Genomic DNA, 23,844 nt, shown 5'->3' on the forward strand with positions numbered 1-23,844 from the left:
CCCTCAGCCCGTCCTCACCTGTCGGCCGAGTGCCAGTTTGTGCAGGCGGGCGATGCCCCTCATCGCGTGATCCGTAAGAAGTGCCTTGATCGGACCTGATGGCCGCTCAGCGCAGCAACGTGTCGAGGAACGGGTTCGACAGCACGCGGTGGGGGTCCAGGCGGTCGAGCGTCGCGACCGCCTCGTCCCAGCCCGGGCCGCCGCCGGCACGGTGGGCGGCGGGGACGGCGCGGGTGAGGACGTCGGGGTCGGACCACGCGGCGGTGTCACTGTAGGCCCAGCCCTTGGACCATTCCACGCGAACCGTCGCCCGGTCCCCGTCCAGGGCCAGCAGGAACTGCTCGATGTCGCGGTAGAAGCGGTACACGGCGGGGGTGGCCGGCAGGGAGAGGATGTCGAACCACACCGCGGTGTCGGCGTCCGGCCGGTCGGGGCGCGGTCGCAGGGCGGACAGCAGCGGGGGCCGCGCGCCCGGGACCCCGCACACGGACGGGTCCTCCAGACCCGTCACCCGGATCTCCACCTGGCCGTTGACCGGGTACTCGCCGCGCGCCGCGTACTGCGCGAGCAGCGTGCGGTAGAAGCCGGTGAACTGGCTGACGACCCACTGCAGATCGGCCCGGCGGATGAGGACGGCGTAACCGTTGGCGGTCTCGCGCAGCGTGGTGGGGCGCACGTACTGCAGCAGGTTGCGGGAGGCGCCCCACAGGTCCGAGCGCAGCCCGCCCGCCAGCAGGTGGGTGAGGACGTCGCCGGTCAGCACGTCCCGCACCAGGGTCCCGGAGAGCAGGACGTCGGTGATGTCGCCCGTCAGCGCCACCTTCGCCAGCAGGTACTGGACCTGCCCGAAGAGCGGCGCGCTCGCCCACGCCCCGGAGACCAGGTCCCCCGCCAGCCGGGCCACGGGCTCGGGCAGGGAGTCGGAGAACGGGTAGTTGTACGGTTCGTCGACCGCGCGGGCGGTGAACGGCCGCTTCGGGGCGACGCTCCAGACCTTCAGCCAGGGGCAGTCGGTGAAGGCGAACCAGATCGCCTCCACCCGGCCGGCGCGGTCCACGAAGTCGGCGAGGGTCCGCGTTCCGGCCGGAGCCCCGGGGGCGGCGAACAGTTCGGTGGCGGGGATGTCCAGGAAGGACTGGCAGCGCAGATTGCGGTCGGTGCCCACGCGCAGAACGGCCTCGGTGACGAGTGCGCGGCCGAGGTGGGTGAGGAGGGCAGGGCAGTCGGGCTCGGCCCGGCCGACGGTGCGCAGGGTGTAGCGGCCGGCCTTCTCGTCCCAGACGACCGCGGTGAGTTCGGTGACCAGGTTGCTCAGTGAACCGTAGCCGTGGCCGGGTGACGGGGTCTCGCCGGCGGCGGGGACGGCGGTGCCGTGCGCCCCGATGGCGAGGGCGCCACCGACCGACAGGTCACCGGGCGCCGGGGCGGAGGCGACGCCGTGTCCGGCCGCCCCGGCGAACGCGAGCAGCGTCTCCAGCGAGGCACCGGCCTGGACCCGGATCGCGGCCGACCCGTCCGCGGCCCGCTGTTCCAGCGACATCGCGGTGAGGTGCGCGGTGGTGTCCAGCAGGACGACCTTGGCCGCGGCGGGGGTGCCGTCGGCCACCGTGAGGGGGGCCCAGCCATGCCGATGACCTTGCGCGCGTACCGTCCAGCCCGCGCCGTGGGCCCAGTTGACGACGGCCAGCGCCTCCTGCGGATCGCGCGGCGCACATGTCCACAACTGGTCGGTACGGATCTCGCCGGTCCAGTTCTCGTAGGTGCGCTGATAGACATCGATCCCGGCCGGGAAGCCCGGCGGCGGTGCCGAGGCCGCGTAGGCGCTGCCCGGGCGGACCAGCCCGCGCAGCATCCAGACCGCGCCGCCCGCGGCGGCCGACGACGCGAGCAGCCTGCGCCGCGACAGCCCGCCTCCCTGGTTCGAAGGACTGTCCGTCATTCCCGTATCCCCCTGACCCGCTCATGACCGGCGCGTCCGGGCCGGTCGAGCACGCACGTTACCCAGCACGGGAGATCCCACGGTCACGCGTTCGGCCGATTCACGTGAACGAGTGAACGACCGTCGAACCGCATCGCATTCGGGGGGCTTGCCATGTAAAGGCCAGGTGGCGGCAGCGTGGGGTGCGGTCGCGGACCAGCTGAACACGGATGGGGCACGGTGCATGGCGTGAGCCGCGAGCGCGCCGCACGCTGGATCCGGATGTGGACGCGCCGTCCGACACTGCGCGGCGACCGGCCTTCTGGAGGAGCGCATGACTGCTTCGACGCCCGCGACCGAGGCGCCACCGGCCCGGTACGACGACCTGCGGGCACTGGTGATCAACTGCACCTTGAAGCGCTCACCCGAGACGAGCAACACCCAGGGGCTGATCGACCGCAGCACGGCCATCATGGCCGCCCAAGGGGTACGGCTGGATGTCGTACGGGCGGTGGACCACGACATCGCCACCGGGGTGTGGCCCGACATGACGGAGCACGGTTGGGAGAGGGACGCCTGGCCGGATCTGTACCGGCAGGTGATGGCGGCCGACATCCTCGTTCTGGCCGGCCCGATCTGGCTGGGTGACAACAGCTCGGTGATGAAGCAGGTGATCGAACGGCTCTACGCCTGCTCCAGCCTGCTCAACGCGGCCGGTCAGTACGCGTACTACGGCCGTGTCGGCGGTTGCCTGATCACCGGTAACGAGGACGGCGTCAAGCACTGCGCCATGAACGTGCTCTACAGCCTCCAGCACCTGGGCTACACCATCCCTCCCCAGGCGGACGCGGGATGGATCGGCGAGGCCGGCCCGGGCCCGTCGTACCTCGATCCCGGCTCGGGCGGCCCGGAGAACGACTTCACCAACCGCAACACCACCTTCATGACCTGGAACCTTCTGCACATGGCCCGGGCGCTGAAGGATCTCGGCGGCATTCCCGCCTACGGCAACCAGCGCACCGCCTGGGACGCCGGCTGCCGCCACGACTACGAGAATCCCGAACATCGATAGACACGGACGTGGAAGCCGTGGCCCGGGCGGGGGTCCGCGGCTCATCCTCATAGGTCTCGTAGGTGCTCGACGGCTTCGGCGGTGCGATGGCGGGTGCGGTCCAGGGCGGCGGTGAAGCGCACGCCACAATGGTCGCCGCAGTCCCCGAGCACCACGACGAGGAGCACGGCTCATGGCAGGACCAACCGCTCAGCAGGACCCCGGGCAGACAGCCGCCCATCACGTGGCGCTTCCGGGGACCGAAGGGCTCGGACAGCTGCGTGGGACGTTTCTGCCGAAGCGGGCCGGCGCCGTGCGGCTGACCGCCCTCCTCCTCATGGGAACCGTCTCCCTGATCGTGCCCCCGCTGGGCGTCTACTTCCTGTGGCTCGCCGCCCGGACGCCCGACCTCTCCCGCAAGCAGGCTGCCCGCAGACTGCACCTGTTCGACCACGGCCTGGCCGAGGTGGGCGGGAACGGCGAGGTCTCCGTCTTCCGCTGGGACTCCCTGACGGTGCTGCAGGAGATCACCGAGCGGTACGCCAACGGCGTCTACGTCGGTACCACGTACGTCTACACGCTGCATCGCGAGGACGGCACGACGCTCAAGGTGACCGGCTTCTACGCGCAGCCCGAGCAGTGGGGCCCCGCGATCCAGCAGGAGATCACACGGGCGCAGCTGCCCGCGCTGCACGCCGGGCTGGTACAGGGCAGGACCTTGTCCTACGGCGATCTCTCGGTGAACGTGGGTGGTGTGGCCACGGCGAGGGACAGCCTGTCCTGGGCGGACATCGAGACGGTGGAGATCTCTCAGGGCGTGCTGGTGCTGCGCAGGAGGGGCAGGAAGCTGCCCTGGGCGAGGGTGCCGGTCAAGAAGATCCCGAACTTCTTCCTCTTCCTCGCCCTCGTCGAGCTTCTCCGGCAGGGTGATCCTCGCCAGGCCGTCTGAGCCACTCGGCAACCGGAGTGAACCGCGCGCGGCCGGCCTCGGACATCAGCTGTGACTGGCCGCCTTGCCCGGACGCTCGTTCCGTCACAGGCCGCTCGCGGACGACGCCCTGATGTTCCCGGCGAGCAGACGCCCCGTCCGTCGGCGCGCCCAGGCGGCTCAGACGCCGGGGTCGGGCTCGGCCGGGGCGGGCAGGCGGGCGCGCGCCGCCTCCAGTTGGGCGGCGAAGGCCAGCCCGAGGAACAGGGCGATGGAGGTCAGGTAGGCCCACAGCAGCAGGGACATGAAGGCGCTCAGCGGACCGTACAGCGTGTCGAACGAGCCGCTGAGGTCCAGATACAGGCTCAGCACCCAGGTCAGCGCGGTCCACAGGACGATGTACACGGCGGCTCCGAACGCCAGCCAGGTGTAGCCGGGCTGCTTGCGCCGCGGTGAGCAGCGGAAGACGGCGCTCGCCGAGATCAGCGCGAGCACGAGCCCCACGGGCCAGCGCAGGACGTTCCAGGACGAGAGGTCGGAGCCGTCGAGGTGGTAGACGGTCACCGCGGCCGCGGCGAGTTCGTCGCCGGCGATCATGATGACGAACCCGAGGCCGAGCGGCAGCCCGGCGGCGACGGACATCAGCAGGCCTCGCAGGTACTTGCGGTGGAAGGGCCGGTCGCGTTCGTTGCCGTAGATGCGGTTGGCGCCCCGCTCGATCTGGCACATGGCGGTGGTGACGTTGACGAGGCAGAAGGCGGCGCACAGCCACAGGGCCAGGGCCGCGCCGTCGCCCGCCGTGCGGCGGCTGCGGCCAAGGGCCTCGTCGACGACGTCGGCGCTGGGCCCCTGTGCGATGCGGTGGATGGTGAGCTCGGCCAGCCTGCCCACGCTCTCGGTGTGCAGGGTGGTGGACAGGCCGACGAACGCGATGGCGAGGGGGACCACGGCCAGCACCGTCTGCAGGGCCAGGGCCCGGGAGTGGCTGAAGCCGTCGGCGTAGCGGAAGCGGACGAAGGCGTCCCGCAGCAGCGACCAGCCCCCGTAGCGGCGCAGGGCTGCCCAGGCCTCGTCGCCCGACAGTTCGTCCCCGCTCATGTCCCGCGTCACCGGGACCTTCGTCGCGGTACCCATTCATGTCTCCCGTCCGGCGACAGCACCGTTCCTCCTTGTGCCCCCGCCCCGCCGAACAGTCACTTCCCCGTACGCCCGGATCCGTCCGCCGCCCCTTGCGTCGGGCACCGCCCGGGATCTGCGGGAGTGAGTCCGTGGCCGCAGGGCATCCGCTCTCTCGGGCTCGCCCGGCGGCCCGTGTTGTTCACTGTCCTACTGGTCCGACGGGAGACTCGGCGTGATCCTCGACGGCATACCGGTGCCCTCAGCACCCGGTACCGATACTGACGCGCAGGCCCGCAAGCAGCGCCTGCGCCGCCGCCTGGAGCGGCTGATCGGCGTGGCTGCCACCGAGGGGAACGAGCTGCTGCCCCTGCGCAACGGCGACGAGATCTTCCCCGCGATGCTCGGAGCGATCCGCTCCGCTCGGCACACGATCGACATGATGACGTTCGTGTACTGGCGCGGACAGATCGCCCGCGACTTCGCCGCCGCCTTGGCCGAGCGCGCCCGGGCCGGGGTCCGGGTGCGGCTGCTGCTGGACGGCTTCGGAGCCAAGGAGATCGAACGGCGCCTGCTGGACCTCATGGACGAGGCGGGTGTGCAGGTGGCGTGGTTCCGCAAGCCGGTCTGGCTGTCGCCGTTCAAGCAGAACCACCGCTGCCATCGCAAGGCCCTGATCGTCGACGAGCACACCGCGTTCACCGGCGGTGTCGGCATCGCGCAGGAGTGGTGCGGCGACGCCCGCGGCCCCGGCGAGTGGCGGGACACCCATGTGCGGGTGCGCGGTCCGGCCGTGGACGGCATCGCCGCCGCGTTCGCGCAGAACTGGGCCGAATGCCACGAGGAACTCTTCGACGAGCGTGACCGCTTCACCGAGCACCCGCAGGCGGGCTCGTCGGTCGTGCAGGTGGTGCGCGGCTCGGCCAGCATCGGCTGGCAGGACATGCAGACCCTCGTCCGGGTGGTGCTCGAGTCGGCCGAAGAGCGTTTCCGCCTGGCCACGGCGTACTTCGCCCCCGACGACTACTTCGTCGACCTGCTGTGCCGTACGGCCCGCCGCGGCGTGCGCGTGGAGATCCTGCTGCCCGGCCCGTACACGGATCAGCGTGCGTGTCAGCTCGCCGGCCAGCAGCATTACACACGGCTGCTGCGGGCGGGTGTGCGCATCCGGCAGTACCAGCGGACGATGATGCATGCCAAGATCATGACGGTGGACTCGGTCGCGGCGCTCATCGGGTCGACCAACTTCAACCGTCGTTCGATGGACCACGACGAAGAGGTCATGCTCGCCGTCCTGGACGAGGAGTTCACGGCCCACCTCGATCGCGACTACGACACGGATCTGGAGCACAGCGTCGCCATCGACCTCGCCCGCTGGAGACGGCGGGCCGCGGTGCAGCGGGTCAAGGAAGCGGCCGTGACGCCGATCCGCCGCTTCCTCTGAGCGGGCGCGCGGCCCAGGAGCGGGGGTGGCGGAGGCAGGCACGGGCGTGGGCCTCCGGGCAGTACGCGGCACACGGTGCGGTACGCGAGGACGGCCCGCCCGGTCCCGAAGGGGCTCGGTCCTCCCCCCGCTCCCCCACGTGGTCATCCCCCGCTCCCCCACGCGCCGTTCGTCGGCGACTTCGTTTCTCGCGGGCCACGGGTGCCTTCGCCCGTGCGATCTCGTGCTCGGTCGCCGTCACGCCGTCGCTGCCGCCCTTGTGGTTCACCTGGTGTCCGTCCTCAGGTGAACCGGTGGAGAAGTCGGCAGATCCGTACCCGTCGCACTGTTTGCACGCGCGACCCAGGGGCAAGCGGAATTCACGCTTCGGACCGGAGGCGCGCCCGGTGACCTGCCCCACGCCCTCGCAGGCTTGGCACCGCACCGCGGCAGAACCTGACAGGTGACAGTCCCGTCGGGTCGTCCGGCACACGACGTCCGGGCCGACCCCCAGATCGTTCGGGGAGCGAACGCATGCCGACCGAGATGTCCACCCGCCGTCCTGACACGCCCACCACCCACGCCGCCCCCTCAGGCAGCCGCCGCCACACCCACGACGACGCTCCCGACACCGCGGCGCTCTTCGCCCGGCTGGCGGAACTGGAGGACGGGCCCGCCCGCCACGCCCTGCGCGACGAACTCGTCGAGATGTGGCTTCCGATGGCTCACCGGATCGCCACCCGTTTCCGTGACCGCGGTGAGTCCGTGGACGACCTGCGGCAGGTCGCCGCGCTCGGACTGGTGAAGGCCGTCGACCGGTACGACCCGTCCCGAGGGGCGTTCGAGAGCTATGCCGTGCCCACCATCACGGGTGAGATCAAGCGGCACTTCCGCGACCGGATGTGGGCCTTGCGGGTGCCGCGCCGGGTGCAGGAGCTGCGCAACCGGGTGCGCCTGGCCCGCCGCGAGCTCTCTCAGCTGCCCGGCGGCCACGAACCCACCGTCGGTGACATAGCGGCCCACACGGGGCTCACCGAGGAGGAGGTGTCGGCGGGCCTGGAGGCGCTGGACAGCTTCAAGACGCTGTCCCTGGACGCCGAACTGACCACGGAGGACGACGGCCACAGCCTCGCGGACACACTCGGTACGACGGAGGCGTCCTACGACGTCGTCCTCGACCGGGAGGCCGTCAAGGAGGGACTGCGCCTGCTGCCCGAACGTGAGCGGGCCATTCTGTACATGCGGTTCTTCGAGGACATGACGCAGAGCAGCATCGCCGACCGACTGGGCATCTCCCAGATGCATGTATCGCGTTTGATCAGCCGCAGCTGCGCCCGCGTCCGCGAACAGGCGCTGGGCCGCCGGCGGACCCGTTCCGGTTCGCGCTGACCGCACGGTCCCGCACCCCGCAGAGCTCTCGGCGACGTTGCCGCGGCTCCGCGCCACGCCGGTGATCGGGGCCACGCGGTGTTGCCGGAGCACCGGCTCGTGCAGGTCACCCTCGGCTTTCAAAGTTTCCTCACAAGTAAGTCACAAAGCCTTCTCCTCGCCCGTCACCCGTGCCTAAGGTGATCGCCGCGCCGGACGGAGCCGACCACTTCGTCAGCGGGCGCGTCGACCGGCGACCGGGGGAACACCGTCGCCACGGGGAGGACTTGTCCATGCCGAGACATCGGCTTCTCACGCATGCCCGGTGGCGATCCGGGCCGCTCACCGCTCTGCTCACCACCGGCGTCGCCGTGGCCCTGCTCGGGGGTCTCGCCGTCCAGCCGGATCTGCTGAGCCGCTACGACCACGACCACCTCGTACCCGTCGCCGACAGCTACGACGGGTTCGACGCCCAGGCCGCCGAGCAACTGCGGCAGGACCAGTGTCTGCTGGGCGAGGCACTGCGGATGGGCGGCCCGGCCATGTCCACCGTCGCGCAGGACGGGCTCAACCAGCCGCCGGACAAGCTGCACACCGCGGCGAACCGGCAGTACTGGGACCACACGCCGCTCGACGTGGCGTTCGAGCAGGACCGGGCCGCCGCCGACAAGGAGGGCACGGCCACCTACGAGCACATCCGCGACTTCGAGATCTCGGGCCTGCCCACACCCGGCGGCTTCAAGTCGGTCACCGACTTCGAGTGGCCGCCCGGTCTGGGCGGCGACGACCGGCCGACGTTCTTCGGGCAGACCGGTCTGTCCAAGTGGATCTGGGAGCAGTTCTGGAAGAGCGAGAGCGACTTCTACCGTGATCTGACCCCGAAGGCCGACGACGCCACCGTCAAGGCGGTCAAGGACCTCGGAACGCCCCTGTACGGCACCGAACCTGCCCCCGGCACACCGGAGTGGAATCAGGGTTACGAGGAGCGCCGGGCGTGGGACGGCCTGGTCAACTGGAGCATGGAGCCGCTCAGCGCGGACAACGCCCGTCTCTTCCTCTCCTCCGGCGGCTTCCCGCGGACCGCACCCGAACCGGGCAGCGCCGAGTACCGCATCGCCGTCGAGGACCTGAAGTCCCGCTTCGCGTCCTGCGCCTGGCGCGGCCCCGTCGACCCGGACAAGGTCCTCGGCAAGGAGGTCGCCACCGCGTCCGCCGAGTGGCAGCAGGAGATCGCGGCCCAGGCCGGCCAGCGCAACCAGATCCTGACCGCCAACCGCACCGCCACCGTGGCCCTCGCCGCCGGCTCCAAGGCGCTCGGCGAGATGCTCGGGCAGTCCTGGCGCGCCGACCACCTGGTCCGCTGGCAGGACTACTGGTCGGCCGGCGGCCCCGGTTGGATCGGCGACAGCCCGTTCGTGGTGCACCCGCACGGCGCGGCCGACAAGTGCCTGGACGTGGCCGGCGGCAAGAAGGACAACGGCACGCCCGTGCAGATCTACACCTGCAACGGCGGCGCGGCCCAGAAGTGGCAGATCTCGGGCGACTCCCTGGTGAACCCGGCTTCGGGCAAGTGCCTGGACATCAAGAGCAGCGGTACCGCGAACGGCACCGCGGTGCAGATCTGGACCTGCAACAGCTCCGCGGCCCAGAAGTGGGAGTACGGCACGCACGGCACCACCCGGCTCTACAACCCCGGCACCGCCAACTGCCTGGACCTGGCGACGTACAACAACAGCCAGGACGGCCGGATGTGGGACTGCACCGGCAAGGACCCGCAGAAGTTCGACATCGTCCCGTCCGGCCACAACGGCACCGACGATCTGGACTACCCGAAGAAGGCCCAGTTCGACCGGGTGACGGCGGACATCGCCAAGGCCCAGGCCGAGGCGAAGAAGCAGCTCGACGTCATCAAGGCGCAGGCCGCGATCGCCAAGACGGCCGCCACCACGACGGACACCGCCATGCAGGCCGCGTACGCCGTCGCCGACAAGGCGGGTGCCCCGCGCGGCCGCGGTCTGCTCGTCGGGCAGCAGAAGGCCCAGGTCACCAAGGCGTCCGCCGCCGCGATGGACGCGCTGTCCAAGGCAGGTGACACGGCGTACGCCGCGACCCGCGCCGCCGCCGGTGACAGCGCCACCGTCGCCGCCCGCGCCCTGACCCAGGCCGCCCAGTCGAAGGCCGCGTTCCGTACGGCCGCCGCCAACGAGGCCCGCGCGCAGGCGAAGGCCGCCGCCGACGCGGCCGCCGTGCAGGCGCAGAACGCCAAGGCCGCCCGCGATGTCGCGAAGGCCAAGCTGGCCGAGACGCAGAAGGCCGAGGCCGACGCGAAGGCGGCGGCCGCCGACGCGCACGCCAAACGGCTCGCGGCGGAGGCCGAGGAGGCCACGGCGAAGGCGGAGAAGGACACGGCCGCCGCCAAGCAGGCCGAGGCCGCCCAGCACAAGCAGAACGCCCAGGGTTACGCCACGCAGGCCACCGAGGCCAAGACCAAGGCCGAGGCGGCCGAGTCCACCGCCCGCACCAAGCGGCAGGACGCCGAGGCCGCCCGGGACCGGGCCAAGGGCAAGATGGACGACGCCTGGGACGCGGAGAACAAGGCGCACGCCGCCCGTGCCCAGGCCGACGCCAAGGACGCCTACGCCGCCGCCCACGACTCCGACGCCGACGCGAAGGACTCCCGGGCGGCCGCCGACGAGGCGGACCGGCACGCCGACGACGCCGAGGCCGCCGCGAGATCCGCGCGCGCCGAGGCGAACGCCGCCTCGCAGGCGGCGGCCGACGCGGACGCCGCCGCCACCCGCGCGGAGGCGGCCGCCAAGCGGGCCCGCTCGGACGCGGACGCGGCGCAGGCCGCCAAGCTGCGGGCGGACGCCGCCGTGCGGACGGCGACGAGTGCGGCGGCGGACGCCATCGCCGCGTCCCAGACCGCGGCCACGGCGGCGCGCGCCGCGGTCAAGCTCGCCGACGAGGCGGAGAAGCACGCCACCGACGCCAAGGCGCAGGCCGACGCCTCCAAGGCCGAGGCGGCGAAGGCGGTCGCGGGTTCGGCCGACGCGGCCGGGCACGCCTATGTGACCGCGCAGGCGGCGGAGGACGCCGGCAACGCGGCCCTGCAGGTGGCGGCCCCGGCCAACGACGCCGTCCAACTGGGCTCGCCGTACATCACGACCGACTCGGCCGCGGGTCTCGCCGTGCTGGCGGGCCAGTCGTCGAAGACGATCGCCGAGCAGCAGCAGGCGGTCGCCCAGGCGCACGCCGCCAACGCCCAGAAGAACGCCGCACAGGCACAGAGCCTGGCGAACGCGGCGACCGGCGACGCGAAGGCCGCGTACACGCTGGCGGCGGAGGCCGCCGGGTTCGCGGCGACCGCCCGCACGTCGGCCAAGGACGCGCTCGGCTACTCGGCCGAGGCCGCCGGGTACGCGGCGGACGCGCAGGCGTCCCTGGCCCGGGCCACCACCTACGACCAGCAGGCGACCGAGGACGCGACGGCAGCCGACCAGGCGGCGGGCCGCGCGGAGAGCTCCGCCACCCAGGCGCGCTCCTCCGCCGACCAGGCCGCCCTGGACGCCGCGGCGGCCCACACGGCGGCCTCGGAGGCGGAAGCGGCCGCGAAGGACGCCCGCGCGGCGGCCGACCGCGCAGATGCCGACGCCACCGCGGCCGAACAGGCGGCGAAGGACGCGCAGAAGTACGCGGAGTCCGCGCAGCAGGCGGCCGACGAGGCCGCGAACAAGAAGGCCAACGAGCAGGTGTCGACCGGTGCCGGCACCGGTCACGACCACACCTTCTACGTGTTCGACAGCATCGAGCCGATCGGTGACCCCAAGCCGCTCAACGACTGTGTCCTCGGCATGGGCAACAGCAGTTGCCGGGTGACCTTCGAGATGCACTTCAACGCCGTGGTCAGTTTCTACTACTGCGCCGACCCGGATGTGCCGGCCACCGAGTCCGGGTGCCCGAAGCAGGACACGATCTTCCTCGGTTCGCAGCCCTACAAGGACCTCAAGCGGGAGATCACCCAGACGTACACCACGTGGGACTTCACGAAGATCATCTGGAGTGCGATCTGGGACGCCCTCAAGAAGGACTTCGTCGAGTGCTACCACCAGGCGACTCCGTCGAACGACGGTGGCACGGTCTCGGGGTGCGCGTGGGCCGCGGCCTCGTTCATTCCCGGCGAGAAGGTCCTCGCGGGGCTCAAGTACGTCGGCCTCGTCGAGGACGCGATCAGGACCGGGCGGGGCGCGGAGAAGCTGCTGGGCGAACTCAAGGCGCTCATCGGCGAGAAGGCCTCCGCGAAGGACATCGCCGACCCGGACACCCTCGCCGGTATGGCCCGCCGGCTCTCCGAGCGCATGGCGGACCGCGCCAAGGCCGCGAACAGCCTCGACCTCGACCTGGTGAAGAAACTGGAGGCGAGCGGCGCGAACCTCAACCGGGCCAACGTCGTCATGGCGGTGCGCTACTCGCGCCCCGGCGTGCCCGTCGCATGGCTGGAGGTCGGTGACACCCGGGCCGGGCTGGTGCACATCCTCTTCCGGCACGCGGGCGAGTTCATCGAGCGAGGTGTCGCCGCCGAGGACATCCCGCGGTTGCTCAGCAAGGCCCTGGAGGAAGGGAAGATCGTCGGCTACCAGGGCGCCGACCAGGGACGGCCGATCTACGAGACCGTGTACAACGGAACGACCCACAGGGTGGCCATCACCGTGGGTGACAACGGATTCATCGTAGGGGCCAACCCGGCGTGACCCAGCCGCCGCCGGCCGCGGGGAGCCCACGGACCCGGACCCGGACCCGGACCGGGACCGGAGGCCCCCGCGGCCGGCGGCTGCGGCAGGACTAGGAGAAGAACCACAGCTCATGACCCGAGAAAGCGCTCCGCGCCACCTCATGGTGCGTGCCCACGGCGGCCCGTCACCTCTGTCGACCGCGGACGCCGGTGCCCACGCGGACCCGGACGACTTCATCGACGAGGTCCCCCTGGACGATCCCCGTCTGAACCTGCCGCACGACCTCACCGAACGGCTCAGCCGATGGGACCGGGCACGTCCCGAGGGCGGCTTCCCCGACCGGCCGGCTCTGCGCCGCCACGTCAAGCAGGGGCTGGAGGCCGCCCAGGATCTGGCGCGGCATCTCGGCCCCGACTGGGTGGTGCGTTTCTGGGACGAGCAGCACGGCCAGGCCAAGTTCGTGTGCTGGGGTTGCCGGCAGCTGCACTGGACCGCCGACGCGCACGGCACGCCACCGCACCCACGGCACGTCGTGGTCGAGGGCGAGTACAAGTGGTTCCCGCTGCGCGCCGACGGCTTCGGCGACTTCGCCCCCGACGACCCCGCCGCCGCGCTCGGTTTGTCCGAGGACCTGGTGCGAGAGCTGTACCGGTGGGCGAAGGACATCGACTCGGTGATGGAGACCTGGCTGAGGGACCGGGACGACGCGGCCCGCGAGGCCGCCTACGAACGTCTGGACGCCGAGGGCGAACAACTGGCCCGACGCGTGGCCGGCGAGCTCGCTCCCGGGCGAACGGCCACCTACGGAGGAATCGGCTGACCCGCCCGCCCGCGCGGACGGCGCGGCGTCCGGGGCCCGTACTCACACCCGAGTACGGGCCCTTTCCGTGCGGCGGGACGGCGGGCCCCGTCCCCTGCGGCGCGATGGTCAACCAGCAGATGATCGGCGCTTCGGCTCCGCAGTGGTCGCTGCCGGTGCCGCCGCTCTCGCGCTCAGCCCTCTGCCCTCGGTCCCCGGTCCCCGGTCCCCGGACCCCGGACCCCGGCCCCCGGCCCCCGGCCCCCGGCCCCCGGCCCTCAGGATGACCGGATTCGGTCGAAGAGGGCGAGGGCTTCGCTCGGGTCCGGGCTCACCAGGCGTTCCAGACCGGCCGTGGTGATCTTCGCCCACCTGCCGGCCCGGGCCCACATCCGTTCCTCGAAGGCGCGGACCGCTTCGTCCAGGTCCTCAGGTCCCGCGGCGATGGACTCGGCGAGTTCGGCGCCTTCCAGCATCGCGAGGTTCGCGCCCGCCCCCAAGGGGGGCATGAGATGGGCGGCGTCGCCCAGAAGCGTCACTCCGGGCACGTGGGGCCAGGTGTGGGACACGGGAAGGACGTGGAGGGGGCGGTGGACGAAGGCGGTGCCGCGGCGGATGAGGTCGAGGGCGGGAGCGGCCCAGCCGTCGAACAGGGCCAGCAGGCTCGACCGGACAGCCTCGGCATCGGCCAGGTCCAGATCCGTGTGCCAGTCCAGCGGCGCGCGGAACTGGGCGTACACCTTGACGTGACCGCCGCTGTTGCGCTGGGCGACGAGCGCGCGGTTCACGCCGTAGACGGCCAGGGAACCGTCGCCGATCAGCCGGGCGAGGTCGGGGTGACGGGTGTCGACGTCGTCGAGAGAGGTCTCGACCGCGGTGACGCCCGTGTAGTGCGGCGTCACCGGCGAGACCGCCGGACGGGTTCGGGACCAGGCGCCGTCCGCGCCGACCACGAGATCGAACGTCTCCTGTCGCCCGTCCGCGAACCGGACCAGCACGCCGTCCCTGGTCCCCGGCACCACCTGCGTCACGGCCCTCCCCCACTCGACGTCGAGGGGGCCGAGGAGCAGGTCACGCAGTTGACCACGGTCGATCTCGGGGTTGGCCCGCTCGTCCGGGCCGGGTCGCCAGTCACGCAGGACGGTCCCGTCCGTGGCCAGGATGCGCAGGGCCTGCCCCTCGGGACGGGACAGTGCCCGGAATTCCTCCAGCAGCCCCGCCTTCTCCAGGGCGAGCTGGCCCATCCCTTCTTGAAGGTCGAGCGTGCCACCCGGGGGGCGGGCGTCGGGGGCGGGGTCGCGTTCGAGGACCGCGACAGGGTGGCCATGGCGGTGCAGGACACGGGCGAAGGTGAGGCCGGCCGGGCCGCCCCCGACCACAGCGATGCGGTAGCTCATGCCGATACACTGTATTGGGTCGATGTGCTGTATCACAACAGTACGATGTGGCCATGACTGTGTGGGACCGGCCGGAGCCGCCGACTCAACCCGTGCCGCTCGACCGGGAGCGGATCGTCGCCGCCGCCGTCGCGCTGGCCGACGAGGGCGGGCTGGAGGCGGTGTCCTTGCGCAAGGTCGCCGCCCGCCTGGACGCCGGCCCGATGCGGCTGTACCGATACATCTCCACCAAGGAGGAGCTGTTCGACCTCATGGTGGACGAGGTCCAGGCCGAGATCCTCCCCGAGGAGCAGCCCGGCGACTGGCGGGAGGCGCTGCGCGTCCTCGCCCACCGCACCAGGCAGACCGCTCTCCGTCACCCGTGGCTGGCCGACCTGCTCGGCGGACGCCCGTCGCTGGGCCCGAACGGCCTTGCCGTGACCGAGGCCACGCTGGCCGCCCTCGACGGTCTCGCCGACGTCGACACCGTCATGCGCGCCGTGGAGACCGTCAGCTCCTACTTCATCGGCGCCATCAGGCGCGAGATCGCGAACCTGCGGGCAGAGCGCGCCACGGGCATGTCCAAACGGGACTGGCAGCGAGCCCACGGCCCGCATGTGACGAGAATGCTGGCCACCGGCCGCTACCCGGCGCTGGCCAAGGCCGTGCACGACGGCACGCACGTGGACGCGGAGGAATCCTTCGCGACCGGCCTGGAGTGGGTCCTCGACGCCGTGGCCGCCAGACTCGGCAGGCCACCGGCGTGACGCTTGTGCCGGAGGGGACCAGCCGGGGCCGGCTGCTCCCCTCATCCACGGGGGATGGCCCCCTGGCTGCTCCCCGCGGCTGCGGACTGATCCCGAATGCCCCGTTCTCGGTCTTCAGCCGAGAACTTTCCAGCCGGCCGCGCCGATCAGCGCAGTCCGGTTCAGCGCAGTCCGGCGCGGCGCGATCCGGCTCAGCGCAGTCCGGCGCGGCGCGGTCCGGCTCAGCGCAGTCCGGCGAAGAGATCGTCCTCGCGCGTGGCCGTGCCCGTGCCGCCCTGGACACGCACGAAGGTCTCCACGCCCATCAACTCGCCGAACCTCTCCTTGCCCATCCGGAGGAAGAAGATGTTCTCGCCCTGGCTGGCGTGCGCGGCCAGCGCGTCGAACTTCTGACCGCTGAACGCGGTGGTGTCCACCCACGTGGTGATCTCGTCGTCGGGGAGGCCGATCTCGGCCAACGCGGCGGCCTCGGCAGGATCCGGCTCCGGCATGTCCTCGGCGAACTCGCGCATGACCTCACCGAACCGCTGCATCATCGAGCGGGGCATCGTGGTCCAGTACACCTTCGGTTGCAGCCCGGTCATCTCCAGCGCCGCCATGGTGATGCGGTGGGCCTGAATGTGGTCGGGGTGGCCGTAGAAGCCGTTCTCGTCGTAGGTGACGACCACATCGGGGCGATAGTGCCGCATGAGCTCCGCGAGTCGGGCCGCGCCGTCCGCCACGGGGGTCTGCCAGAAGGAGTCGGGGGCGTCATTGCTGGGCCAGCCCATCATCCCGGAGTCGGCGTAGTCCAGCATCTCCAGATCACTGATCTTCAGGATCTCGCAGCTGGCCTCCAGTTCCTGACGGCGCATCAGGGCGACGGCCGCCGGATCGTGCCCGGGGGCGCCCGGCTTGACACCCCCGGGTCCGTCACCGCACCCGCCGTCGGTACAGGTCACGAGGACCGTGCGGATGCCTTCCGCCGCATACCGCGCGAGGACCCCTCCGGTTCCGGTGGCCTCGTCGTCCGGGTGGGCATGTACCGCCATCAGCGTCAAGGGCCGGTCAGCCATGAATCAGTCCTCCTGCAGAAAAATGGGTCTTGGTCCGAGTGCGCGGCGGGCGTACCGCCATGTTGAGCCCGGCTCCTGGTGCAGCGCCGTTCCCCGGTCGGTACAACCGTGTCGGCCGCCCCGACTGTTCCCAGCGCGGCCGCTTGCTTTTCCCATCGGCGGGATCGTTCGGGCGGCACCGTCTCCTGCGCGTCAGAGCGCGTCGGTCGCCGCGTGCTCCCCCGTCAGACCCGCGCGGTCCAGCGCTCTGGCGACGGCGGGCCGGTCCATCGGGTCGTCGTAGGTGGTGGTCTCGGCCAACTGTTCCAGCAGTCTGCTCGGCTCCAGTCGGTACGCTTCCGCGTCGGCCAGGAGGCTGTCCGCGCTCGGCCCGTCGACCGTGTCATCCAGGTGGTCCGTCAATTCGCCCAGCACCTCACCGCGGTCGATGAAGCAGCTCATGCCGCAGTCCAGACCGTCGTCGTCGAGGTCGTCCGGGTACGGGGCCCGGGCCCAGGCGCCGTTCTCGTACCAGTAGACGCAGCCGATCTCGCGTCCTTCGAGCCGGTTCCGCAGTTCGTCGTAGGGCAGCCAGTGCGGGCCGCCCGCCAGCACGTCGATCGCCGGCTCGTACCACTTGACGTCGCTCGCCTCGTCCTCGCCGTAGAGCACGAACCGGCCGTCGCCTGCCTTGGCCATGACCCACCAGGTGCAGCCGCAGTCGTCCCAGTGGAGGCCCTTGTCGTCGATCCACCGGCCGGTCCGGTGCCGCGGCGGACGCTCCTCGTACTCCGTGGTCGCCTGAAGGGCGGCAAGCAGCGCCCACCGCGCCCACAGCTGATCGGCCGGCGGAAGATCCTCCGGCAGTCCTGGCCGATGAACGGTCATGTGTTCCCCCGTGTGTGCGTTCCTGAGTGATCACGTGATCGCGTGACACCGCAACGATACGGTCCGGCACTGACACGACCCTCGAAGGGTGCGGCGAGCAACGCGTACAGTGTGCACGGGCGCGGTGAGATCACGAGGAGTCTGTGTTGACTGCCGTCAGCCTTGAGCACACCACCGTCCCGGCCGACACCGGCGAGGTGACCCTGCTGATAGCCCGCCGGGTGGAGCCCGGCCACGAAGCCGCGTTCGAGCGGTGGGCGAAGGGCATCCTCGACACCGCGGCGACCTTCCCCGGCCACCTCGGGTACGGGCTCTTCCGCTCCTCCGGCGGCGACGCACCCTGGTTCCTCGTCCATCGGTTCCGGGACGCTGCCGCGTGCCGGGCGTGGCAGGAGTCGCCCGAGCGGGCCGCCTGGTTCGCCGACTGCCAGGGGCACCACCACACCGAGATCGCCCGGCGGCAACTGACCGGCATGGAGACCTGGTTCGCCAAGCCCGGCTCGACCCGGCCCGCACCGCCGCGGTGGAAGATGGCGATCAGCGCGACCCTGGCCATCTATCCCATCTCGGTCGTCGGCAGCCTCTTCCTGGTGCCGCACCTGACCTCCCTGCCTGTCCTGGTCAGCAGCGCGGTCGTGGCCTGCGTCTTCAACGTCCTCATGACGTACGTCTCGATGCCGGCCGTCAGCAGACTTCTGCGCGGCTGGCTCACCTCGTAGCACCGGCGGGGCGGCGCTCACCCGCCTGCCACCTGCGCTCGAGGACGCGGCGCTGGGCCGAGGAGGGTACGGAGGTCGATGACGCGGTAGCCACGGGCGGTGATCGCGTCGAGGATCCGGGGCAGCGCCCGGGCGTCGATCACGTCGGTCCGTCCCTCGGACGCGCCGACGTGCATCTGCAGGATCGCCCCGGGACGCAGGGCGTCCAGCGCCCTGCTCACCGCGCGGTCCACCGTCATACCGCCCTCGGTGCCCATCCACCCGTTGGTGTCGGTGGTGAATTCGATGTCCGCGTATCCCAGCTCGTTGACCTCCCTGATGTGGGCAGGGCTGGTCTCGCTGTACGGGAACCGGAAGAACGGGGTCAGGGTGCCTCCTGCCCCGGCCCGGCGCAGGGCGTGGTCCGCTTCCCGGACTTCACGGCGTCGTCCGGCGGCGGTCAGGTCCTTGAAGTAGGGGTGGCTGTAGGAGTGGTTGCCCAGTCCGTGGCCCGCAGCCGCGATCCTCTTCACGGCAGCGGGGTACCTGTCGGCGAAGTCGCCGGTCAGGAAGAACGTGGCAGGGGTGCGTCGGCGGGCGAGGTCATCGAGGATGCGGTCCAGACCGGCGTCGTTCCAGGCCGCGTTGAAGGTCACCGCGACGACGCGTGCGCGCGTGGCCAGCACACGGTTCTCCGATCCGAACAGTGCGGGGAGGCCCATCTCATCCGCGGGTGCTGCCGGGCGCGGTGTGTCCGCTGCGGCCGTCATGGCCTGGGGCATGGGAACCACCGGCCACAGGACGGCGAACAGTCCGGCGACCGACCAGAGCAGACGGCGGGACGCGAGACGGCGTGCGGTGACGAGGAGACGCGTTGTCATACCACCGACATCGGTCGCCAGCCGACCGCCCTTGAGCCTGGACGGACAGCGCCTCTGCCGCTGGTCGCCATGCCGGTCAGGGCCTTGGCCTCAGCGCTTCACCTTCGAGAAGGCCGGTCGCGGGCTCGCTGGACCACCGTCCCGAGGCCGTCTGCTTCCCGGAGATCTGCGTCCACGCGACCGTCACCTTCCGACGCCTTCCACGGGGACGCGCAGGCGGAACAACGCGCCGCCGCCGGGGGCGTGTTCGGCGGTGAGGTCGGCGTGGTGGGCGCGTGCGATCTGGCGGGCCATGGCCAGGCCGAGACCGGAGCCGGGCAGGGCGCGGGCGGTGCGGGCGCGGTAGAAGCGGTCGAAGACGTAGGGCAGGTCCTCCCCGGCGATTCCGGCGCCGTGGTCACGGATCGTCAGTTCGAGGTGGCCGGGAGGTCGGGTGAGCGTGACCTCGACGGGGCGTCCGGGCGGACTGAACTTCGCGGCGTTGTCGAGGAGGCTCGACAGGAGGCGGGAGAGGCGGGCCGGCACGCCCGCGACGGTGGCGGCCTCCGCATCCGGGTCCACGCAGAGGAGGAAGGGTACGGCCGGCCAGTGGTCGCGGGCGGCGTCGACGGCGTGGGTCACGACTGCCGTGAGGCGTACGTCCTCGATCAGCGGATCCGGTTCCTCCTCGCGGGCCAGCTCGATCAGGTCGTTGACGAGGACCGTGACCTCCCGCAGCTGGCGGCTGAGCGCGGTGGCCGCGCGTTCGCGCTGGGCGTCGGTGAGGCGGGAGGACCGGGCGAGCAGCTCGGCGTTGGTGCGCAGCGCGGTCAGCGGGGTGCGCAGTTCGTGCGAGGCGTCGGCGACGAGTCGGCGCCGGGCGCTGACGGATTCCTCCAGTTCTCCGAGCATGGTGTTGAAGGACGCCGCGAGCCGGGTGATCTCGTCGTCGCGGCCGGCGCGTTCGGGCGGGAGCTCGATGCGGTGGCGGGCGTCGCGGGTGGCGGCGATGCGTTCGGCGGTGGCGGTGAGTCTGCTGACCGGGGCCAGCCCGGTACGGGAGACCCAGAAGCCGAGTGCGCCGGCCAGGAGCACGCCGGACGCCCCGACGACGGACAGCAGACCGGCGGCCTGCCGCACCCCGCGGTCGACGGTGTCGGAGCGCACGGCGACCTGGAGGGCTCGCCCGTCGCCCAGGTGGGTGGTGAGCATTCTGGCACTGTGGCCGGCCAGCTCCAGATGGCGGTAGTAGGCACCTCGGCTTCCGGAGGCGACCTCGCGAGTGGCCTGGGTGACGGGGAGGAGGTACGGCTGGACGGGGTCCTGGGCGGCCTGCGCGGGGACCAGTTGGGCGCAGGCCGGGGCGGCGAGATAGCGGCACTCGCCCTGCACCACACCCACGGGTTCGTGCCGGTACTGCTGGGCGGCCAGCCGCGCGGACTGGGTCAGGTGCAGGTCCAGCTGGTGGAGCAGCTCGTGACGGATCACCAGGAACGCGGCAGCACACATACCGACGGCCACGACGGCCACCGCGCAGGAGGCGGCGAGCGTCAGCCTGGTGCGCAGCGGGCGCCGGCGCAGCCATCGCGCGTGCGCGGGGCCGTCGGCGCGTGGTGGGCGGCGTCGCGGGGCCGGCGTCACGACAGGTCCAGCCGGTAACCGACGCCGTGCACGGTGTGCACCAGCCGGGGCTCGCCGTCGGCTTCCAGTTTGCGGCGCAGGTAACCGACGTAGACGGCGAGGGAGTTGGAGTCGGGACCGAAGTCCCGGCCCCACACGCGTTCCTGGATCGTCTCGCGCGGCAGTACCTGCCGGGGGTGGCGCAGCAGCAGCTGCAGGAGCAGGAACTCGGTACGGCTGAACTCGATGGCTCGCTCCCCGCGTCGTCCGGTGCGTGTGGCCGGGTCCACGATCAGGTCGGCGAAGGCCAGTTCTCCGGCCGTCTCCGGTGCGGCGGGCGCGGTGCGGCGCAGGAGCGCGCGGATCCGCGCCACCAGCTCGTCCAGCGCGAAGGGCTTGACGAGGTAGTCGTCGGCGCCCGCGTCCAGGCCGTCGACCCGTTCACTCACCGAGCCCAGTGCGGTCAGCACCAGCACCGGGGTCCTGTCGCCGAGGGCACGCAGCCGCCGGCAGACGGCCAGCCCGTCGAGACCGGGCATCATCACGTCCAGCACCATGGCGTCCGGGGACCACTGGGCGACGGCGGCCAGTGCCGCCAGGCCGTCCTGTGCTCCGCGTACCTCGTAGCCCTCCACGGCGAGCCCGTCCTCCACGGCGTACCGCACCTCGGGCTCGTCGTCCACCACCAGGATCTTCGGGGCTCTCGGGCTCTCACCGACACCGTTCATGGCAGCAAGCCTGCCAAACGCCGTCTTAAAAGGTTCTTAGACACCGCCCGCAGGGTGAGGGGCATGAGGACACCACGAACATCTCAGTCCCCTCTGTCGGTGGTGATCGGTGCCGGGGGCACGGGCGGCCACATCTATCCCGGGCTGGCGCTGGCGGACGCGCTGCGGCGGGCCGTGCCGGACGCCGTGATCTCGTTCGTCGGCACCGAGCGCGGGCTGGAGACCCGGCTCGTCCCCGAGGCCGGCTACCGGCTGCACACCGTCGACATGATCCCCTTCGATCCGTCGCTGGGCGCCAAGCGGTTCCTGCTGCCCGCCGCTCTGGCGAGGTCGGGTGGCCAGTGCCGGGCCGTCCTGCGGGAGCAGGGCGCGCAGGTCGCTGTGGGGATGGGCGGCTACCCGAGCGCACCGGTCATCGTCGGTGCCCGCCTGGCCGGACTGCCCAGTGTGATCCACGAGTCCAACGCGGTACCGGGTCGCGCCAACCGGTTCGCGGCGCTGCTCACCGACCAGATCACGCTCGCCTTCGAGGAGAGCAGGGCGCACCTCGCGGGCGGTCGGCACGCGGACGTCGTGGGCATGCCCATCGCGGCGGACCTGGCCGCGCTGGACCGCCCTCGGCTGCGCACGACCGCCCGTCGGGCTCTGGGCGTTCCCGCGGAGGGCCGGCTGCTCCTGGTCAACGGCGGCAGCCTGGGTGCCGCCCGGCTCACGGCCGCCGCGGTCGGCCTCGCCCGGCGCTGGCGGGAGCGTACGGACGTCCACCTGCTGATCAAAACCGGTCCGGCCGCCCTGGAGGACGTCCGGCGGCAGCTGCACCAGGCCGGCTGTGACCGGGTGGCGAGCGCCGTACCGTATCTGGACCGGATGGATCTCGCGTACGCGGCCGCCGACCTGGTGGTGTGCCGGGCCGGTTCCGCGACCGTGGCCGAGCTGTCGGCCACCCGCACCCCCGCCGTCCTGGTGCCGTACCCCTACGCGCCCGGTGACCACCAGACCCACAACGCCCGGGTGCTCACCGATGCCGGCGCCGGGCTGCTGCTGCCGGACGCCGAGACGGACGCCGACCGGCTCGCCGCGCTGACCGAGCCTCTGCTGGCGCAGCCGCACCGGCTGACGGCGATGGCCGCCGCCGCGCCTCCCGGCCGACATGCCCGGGCCGCCGGCCTGCTGGCCGCTCACGTCCTGCGTCTGGCCGGCCGTGGGGCGTCCCCGTCCCACGGCGCCGCAGGATCCCCCTTCCTGTCCGGCCCCCCATCGACGCCCTCACCCCCGCACGCCCCCTCGCTCCTCCCTTCCCACCCCGACTCGGAGACCGCAGCATGAACGACACCACCTCCCCCTCCTCCAGCGCCCCGGCCGGCTTCGACTGGAGCGGACGCACCGTGCTGGTCACGGGCGCCGAAGGGTTCATCGGCTCCACTCTCGTCGACCTGCTCGTCTCCCGCGGGGCCCGGGTCCGCGCCCTGGTCCACTACAAGCCGTACGCCGACAAGGGGCACCTCGCGCACCACTTCGCCGACCCGCACAGTCCGGTGGAGACCATCGCGGGTGACGTCCGCGACCCCGGCAGGGTCATGGACGCGGTGGCCGGCTGCGACACGGTCTTCCACCTCGCCGCCCTGATCGGTATCCCGTACAGCTACGACTCGCCGGGCGCGTACGTGCAGACGAACGTCGTGGGCACGGAGAACGTCCTGGAGGCGTGCCGCCGCCATGCCGTACGCCGTATGGTGCACACCTCCACCAGCGAGGTCTACGGCACCGCCCGGACCGCACCGATCCGCGAGGACCACCCGCTGCAGCCGCAGTCGCCGTACTCGGCGTCCAAGATCGGCGCCGACATGACGGCCCTGTCGCACTGGCACGCCTTCGAGCTGCCGGTGACCGTCGTACGGCCCTTCAACACCTACGGTCCGCGGCAGTCGGCCCGCGCCGTCATCCCCGCCATCCTGTCCCAACTCCACTCCGGCGCACGGCAGATCAGGCTCGGCTCGCTCACCCCGACCCGTGACTTCACCTACGTCACCGACACCGCCGCCGGGTTCCTCGCACTGGCCGCATGCGACCGGGCCGTCGGCCACAGCGTGAACCTCGGCACCGGCCGGGAGATCTCCGTCGGCGACCTTGCCAAGGCCTTGATCGCCGCCTCCGGGCGGGACGCCGAGGTCGTCGTCGACACCGGCCGGCTGCGCCCGGCGGGCAGCGAGGTGCAGCGGCTGCTCTCCGACAACTCCCGAGCCCGCGACTGGGCCGGCTGGGAGCCGACGGTGCCGCTGGACGAAGGGCTGCGACGGACCTCCGACTGGATCGCCGCCCACCTCCACCTCTTCGTCACCGACCGCTACCAGGTCTGACCCACCGGCGGCCGTTCCTCGCACAGGCTGTGACGAGCCGGCTGGAGCAGTCGTCGCACAGCTGTGAGACGGTCAGGCCGCAGCTTGCTCCAGTCGTGGGAGGCTGCGGCCTTGCACCGGTCGTGGGTGGACCGACGCGTGCCAAGGTGAACCGAACGGTTCCCCACCTGGGCGGAGGCA

At 71.8% G+C, this 23,844-nt stretch carries 18 protein-coding genes; 10 read left to right on the plus strand and 8 right to left on the minus strand.

Features of this window, described 5'->3' with window-relative positions; all coding sequences use genetic code 11:
• Positions 1-106: 106 nt before the first annotated feature.
• Positions 107-1,939, minus strand: coding sequence for a cholesterol oxidase substrate-binding domain-containing protein (locus tag AB0E88_RS04680; protein ID WP_361623720.1), 1,833 nt, complete (start codon positions 1,937-1,939; stop codon positions 107-109).
• Between the two features lie 313 nt (positions 1,940-2,252).
• On the opposite strand from AB0E88_RS04680, the gene AB0E88_RS04685 reads away from it, so the two are divergent.
• Positions 2,253-2,990 carry a flavodoxin family protein gene (locus tag AB0E88_RS04685; RefSeq protein WP_361623723.1) on the plus strand — a complete coding sequence of 246 codons (738 nt, stop codon included), beginning with the start codon at positions 2,253-2,255 and terminating at the stop codon, positions 2,988-2,990.
• A gap of 172 nt (positions 2,991-3,162) precedes the next feature.
• Positions 3,163-3,918 (plus strand): DUF6585 family protein, encoded by a 756-nt coding sequence (locus tag AB0E88_RS04690; protein WP_361623726.1) that lies wholly within the window; start codon positions 3,163-3,165, stop codon positions 3,916-3,918.
• Positions 3,919-4,077: 159 nt separating this feature from the next.
• Here AB0E88_RS04690 and AB0E88_RS04695 read toward each other — a convergent pair whose 3' ends face one another.
• Positions 4,078-5,031, minus strand: coding sequence for a YihY/virulence factor BrkB family protein (locus AB0E88_RS04695; RefSeq protein ID WP_361623729.1), 954 nt, complete (start codon positions 5,029-5,031; stop codon positions 4,078-4,080).
• Positions 5,032-5,248: 217 nt separating this feature from the next.
• Between AB0E88_RS04695 and AB0E88_RS04700 the strand changes: the two genes are divergently transcribed.
• From AB0E88_RS04700 to AB0E88_RS04715, 4 genes are all read left to right on the plus strand, one after another.
• A complete protein-coding gene (locus tag AB0E88_RS04700; protein WP_361623732.1) occupies positions 5,249-6,457 on the plus strand; it encodes a phospholipase D-like domain-containing protein in 1,209 nt (402 codons plus the stop codon).
• Between the two features lie 513 nt (positions 6,458-6,970).
• Positions 6,971-7,825: a SigB/SigF/SigG family RNA polymerase sigma factor gene (locus AB0E88_RS04705; RefSeq protein WP_361623734.1), complete on the plus strand. Its 855-nt coding sequence runs from the start codon at positions 6,971-6,973 to the stop codon at positions 7,823-7,825.
• A 272-nt stretch (positions 7,826-8,097) separates the two neighbouring features.
• Entirely contained in the window at positions 8,098-12,555 is a 4,458-nt protein-coding gene (locus tag AB0E88_RS04710) for an RICIN domain-containing protein (protein ID WP_361623737.1), read from the plus strand.
• Positions 12,556-12,667: 112 nt separating this feature from the next.
• Positions 12,668-13,357 (plus strand): hypothetical protein, encoded by a 690-nt coding sequence (locus tag AB0E88_RS04715; protein ID WP_361623740.1) that lies wholly within the window; start codon positions 12,668-12,670, stop codon positions 13,355-13,357.
• A gap of 257 nt (positions 13,358-13,614) precedes the next feature.
• Here AB0E88_RS04715 and AB0E88_RS04720 read toward each other — a convergent pair whose 3' ends face one another.
• Positions 13,615-14,733 carry an NAD(P)/FAD-dependent oxidoreductase gene (locus tag AB0E88_RS04720; protein WP_361623743.1) on the minus strand — a complete coding sequence of 373 codons (1,119 nt, stop codon included), beginning with the start codon at positions 14,731-14,733 and terminating at the stop codon, positions 13,615-13,617.
• A 53-nt stretch (positions 14,734-14,786) separates the two neighbouring features.
• On the opposite strand from AB0E88_RS04720, the gene AB0E88_RS04725 reads away from it, so the two are divergent.
• Positions 14,787-15,479, plus strand: a complete 693-nt coding sequence (locus AB0E88_RS04725) for a TetR/AcrR family transcriptional regulator (RefSeq protein ID WP_361623746.1) — start codon at positions 14,787-14,789, stop codon at positions 15,477-15,479.
• Between the two features lie 221 nt (positions 15,480-15,700).
• Here AB0E88_RS04725 and AB0E88_RS04730 read toward each other — a convergent pair whose 3' ends face one another.
• Both AB0E88_RS04730 and AB0E88_RS04735 read right to left on the minus strand, forming a co-directional pair.
• Entirely contained in the window at positions 15,701-16,534 is an 834-nt protein-coding gene (locus AB0E88_RS04730; RefSeq protein ID WP_361623749.1) for a PIG-L family deacetylase, read from the minus strand.
• Positions 16,535-16,726: 192 nt separating this feature from the next.
• A complete protein-coding gene (locus tag AB0E88_RS04735; RefSeq protein WP_361623752.1) occupies positions 16,727-17,401 on the minus strand; it encodes a hypothetical protein in 675 nt (224 codons plus the stop codon).
• Positions 17,402-17,544: 143 nt separating this feature from the next.
• Here AB0E88_RS04735 and AB0E88_RS04740 point away from each other — a divergent pair, with 143 nt between their 5' ends.
• Positions 17,545-18,120: an antibiotic biosynthesis monooxygenase gene (locus AB0E88_RS04740; protein ID WP_361623755.1), complete on the plus strand. Its 576-nt coding sequence runs from the start codon at positions 17,545-17,547 to the stop codon at positions 18,118-18,120.
• Positions 18,121-18,137: 17 nt separating this feature from the next.
• On the opposite strand, the gene AB0E88_RS04745 is transcribed toward AB0E88_RS04740, so the two are convergent.
• From AB0E88_RS04745 to AB0E88_RS04755, 3 genes are all read right to left on the minus strand, one after another.
• Positions 18,138-18,980, minus strand: coding sequence for a polysaccharide deacetylase family protein (locus AB0E88_RS04745; RefSeq protein WP_361623758.1), 843 nt, complete (start codon positions 18,978-18,980; stop codon positions 18,138-18,140).
• 183 nt (positions 18,981-19,163) lie between these two features.
• Positions 19,164-20,600 carry a HAMP domain-containing sensor histidine kinase gene (locus tag AB0E88_RS04750; RefSeq protein ID WP_361623761.1) on the minus strand — a complete coding sequence of 479 codons (1,437 nt, stop codon included), beginning with the start codon at positions 20,598-20,600 and terminating at the stop codon, positions 19,164-19,166.
• Positions 20,597-21,307 carry a response regulator transcription factor gene (locus AB0E88_RS04755; RefSeq protein WP_361623764.1) on the minus strand — a complete coding sequence of 237 codons (711 nt, stop codon included), beginning with the start codon at positions 21,305-21,307 and terminating at the stop codon, positions 20,597-20,599. Before AB0E88_RS04755 ends, AB0E88_RS04750 begins: the two co-directional genes overlap by 4 nt.
• A gap of 63 nt (positions 21,308-21,370) precedes the next feature.
• Between AB0E88_RS04755 and AB0E88_RS04760 the strand changes: the two genes are divergently transcribed.
• Both AB0E88_RS04760 and AB0E88_RS04765 read left to right on the plus strand, forming a co-directional pair.
• Positions 21,371-22,633 (plus strand): UDP-N-acetylglucosamine--N-acetylmuramyl-(pentapeptide) pyrophosphoryl-undecaprenol N-acetylglucosamine transferase, encoded by a 1,263-nt coding sequence (locus tag AB0E88_RS04760; RefSeq protein WP_361623767.1) that lies wholly within the window; start codon positions 21,371-21,373, stop codon positions 22,631-22,633.
• Positions 22,630-23,664: a GDP-mannose 4,6-dehydratase gene (locus tag AB0E88_RS04765; RefSeq protein ID WP_361623770.1), complete on the plus strand. Its 1,035-nt coding sequence runs from the start codon at positions 22,630-22,632 to the stop codon at positions 23,662-23,664. Before AB0E88_RS04760 ends, AB0E88_RS04765 begins: the two co-directional genes overlap by 4 nt.
• The last annotated feature ends 180 nt before the right edge of the window (positions 23,665-23,844 follow it).

This window comes from Streptomyces sp. NPDC028635, from assembly GCF_040637635.1.
In the GTDB taxonomy this organism is placed as follows: Bacteria; Actinomycetota; Actinomycetes; order Streptomycetales; family Streptomycetaceae; genus Streptomyces.

Coding starts and splice junctions, on each gene's coding strand:
- AB0E88_RS04680 (WP_361623720.1), bottom strand. CDS start 1,939: ATGACGGACAGTCCTTCGAACCAGGGAGGCGGGCTGTCGCGGCGCAGG.
- AB0E88_RS04685 (WP_361623723.1), top strand. CDS start 2,253: ATGACTGCTTCGACGCCCGCGACCGAGGCGCCACCGGCCCGGTACGAC.
- AB0E88_RS04690 (WP_361623726.1), top strand. CDS start 3,163: ATGGCAGGACCAACCGCTCAGCAGGACCCCGGGCAGACAGCCGCCCAT.
- AB0E88_RS04695 (WP_361623729.1), bottom strand. CDS start 5,031: ATGGGTACCGCGACGAAGGTCCCGGTGACGCGGGACATGAGCGGGGAC.
- AB0E88_RS04705 (WP_361623734.1), top strand. CDS start 6,971: ATGCCGACCGAGATGTCCACCCGCCGTCCTGACACGCCCACCACCCAC.
- AB0E88_RS04710 (WP_361623737.1), top strand. CDS start 8,098: ATGCCGAGACATCGGCTTCTCACGCATGCCCGGTGGCGATCCGGGCCG.
- AB0E88_RS04715 (WP_361623740.1), top strand. CDS start 12,668: ATGACCCGAGAAAGCGCTCCGCGCCACCTCATGGTGCGTGCCCACGGC.
- AB0E88_RS04720 (WP_361623743.1), bottom strand. CDS start 14,733: ATGAGCTACCGCATCGCTGTGGTCGGGGGCGGCCCGGCCGGCCTCACC.
- AB0E88_RS04725 (WP_361623746.1), top strand. CDS start 14,787: ATGACTGTGTGGGACCGGCCGGAGCCGCCGACTCAACCCGTGCCGCTC.
- AB0E88_RS04730 (WP_361623749.1), bottom strand. CDS start 16,534: ATGGCTGACCGGCCCTTGACGCTGATGGCGGTACATGCCCACCCGGAC.
- AB0E88_RS04735 (WP_361623752.1), bottom strand. CDS start 17,401: ATGACCGTTCATCGGCCAGGACTGCCGGAGGATCTTCCGCCGGCCGAT.
- AB0E88_RS04745 (WP_361623758.1), bottom strand. CDS start 18,980: ATGACAACGCGTCTCCTCGTCACCGCACGCCGTCTCGCGTCCCGCCGT.
- AB0E88_RS04755 (WP_361623764.1), bottom strand. CDS start 21,307: ATGAACGGTGTCGGTGAGAGCCCGAGAGCCCCGAAGATCCTGGTGGTG.
- AB0E88_RS04760 (WP_361623767.1), top strand. CDS start 21,371: ATGAGGACACCACGAACATCTCAGTCCCCTCTGTCGGTGGTGATCGGT.
- AB0E88_RS04765 (WP_361623770.1), top strand. CDS start 22,630: ATGAACGACACCACCTCCCCCTCCTCCAGCGCCCCGGCCGGCTTCGAC.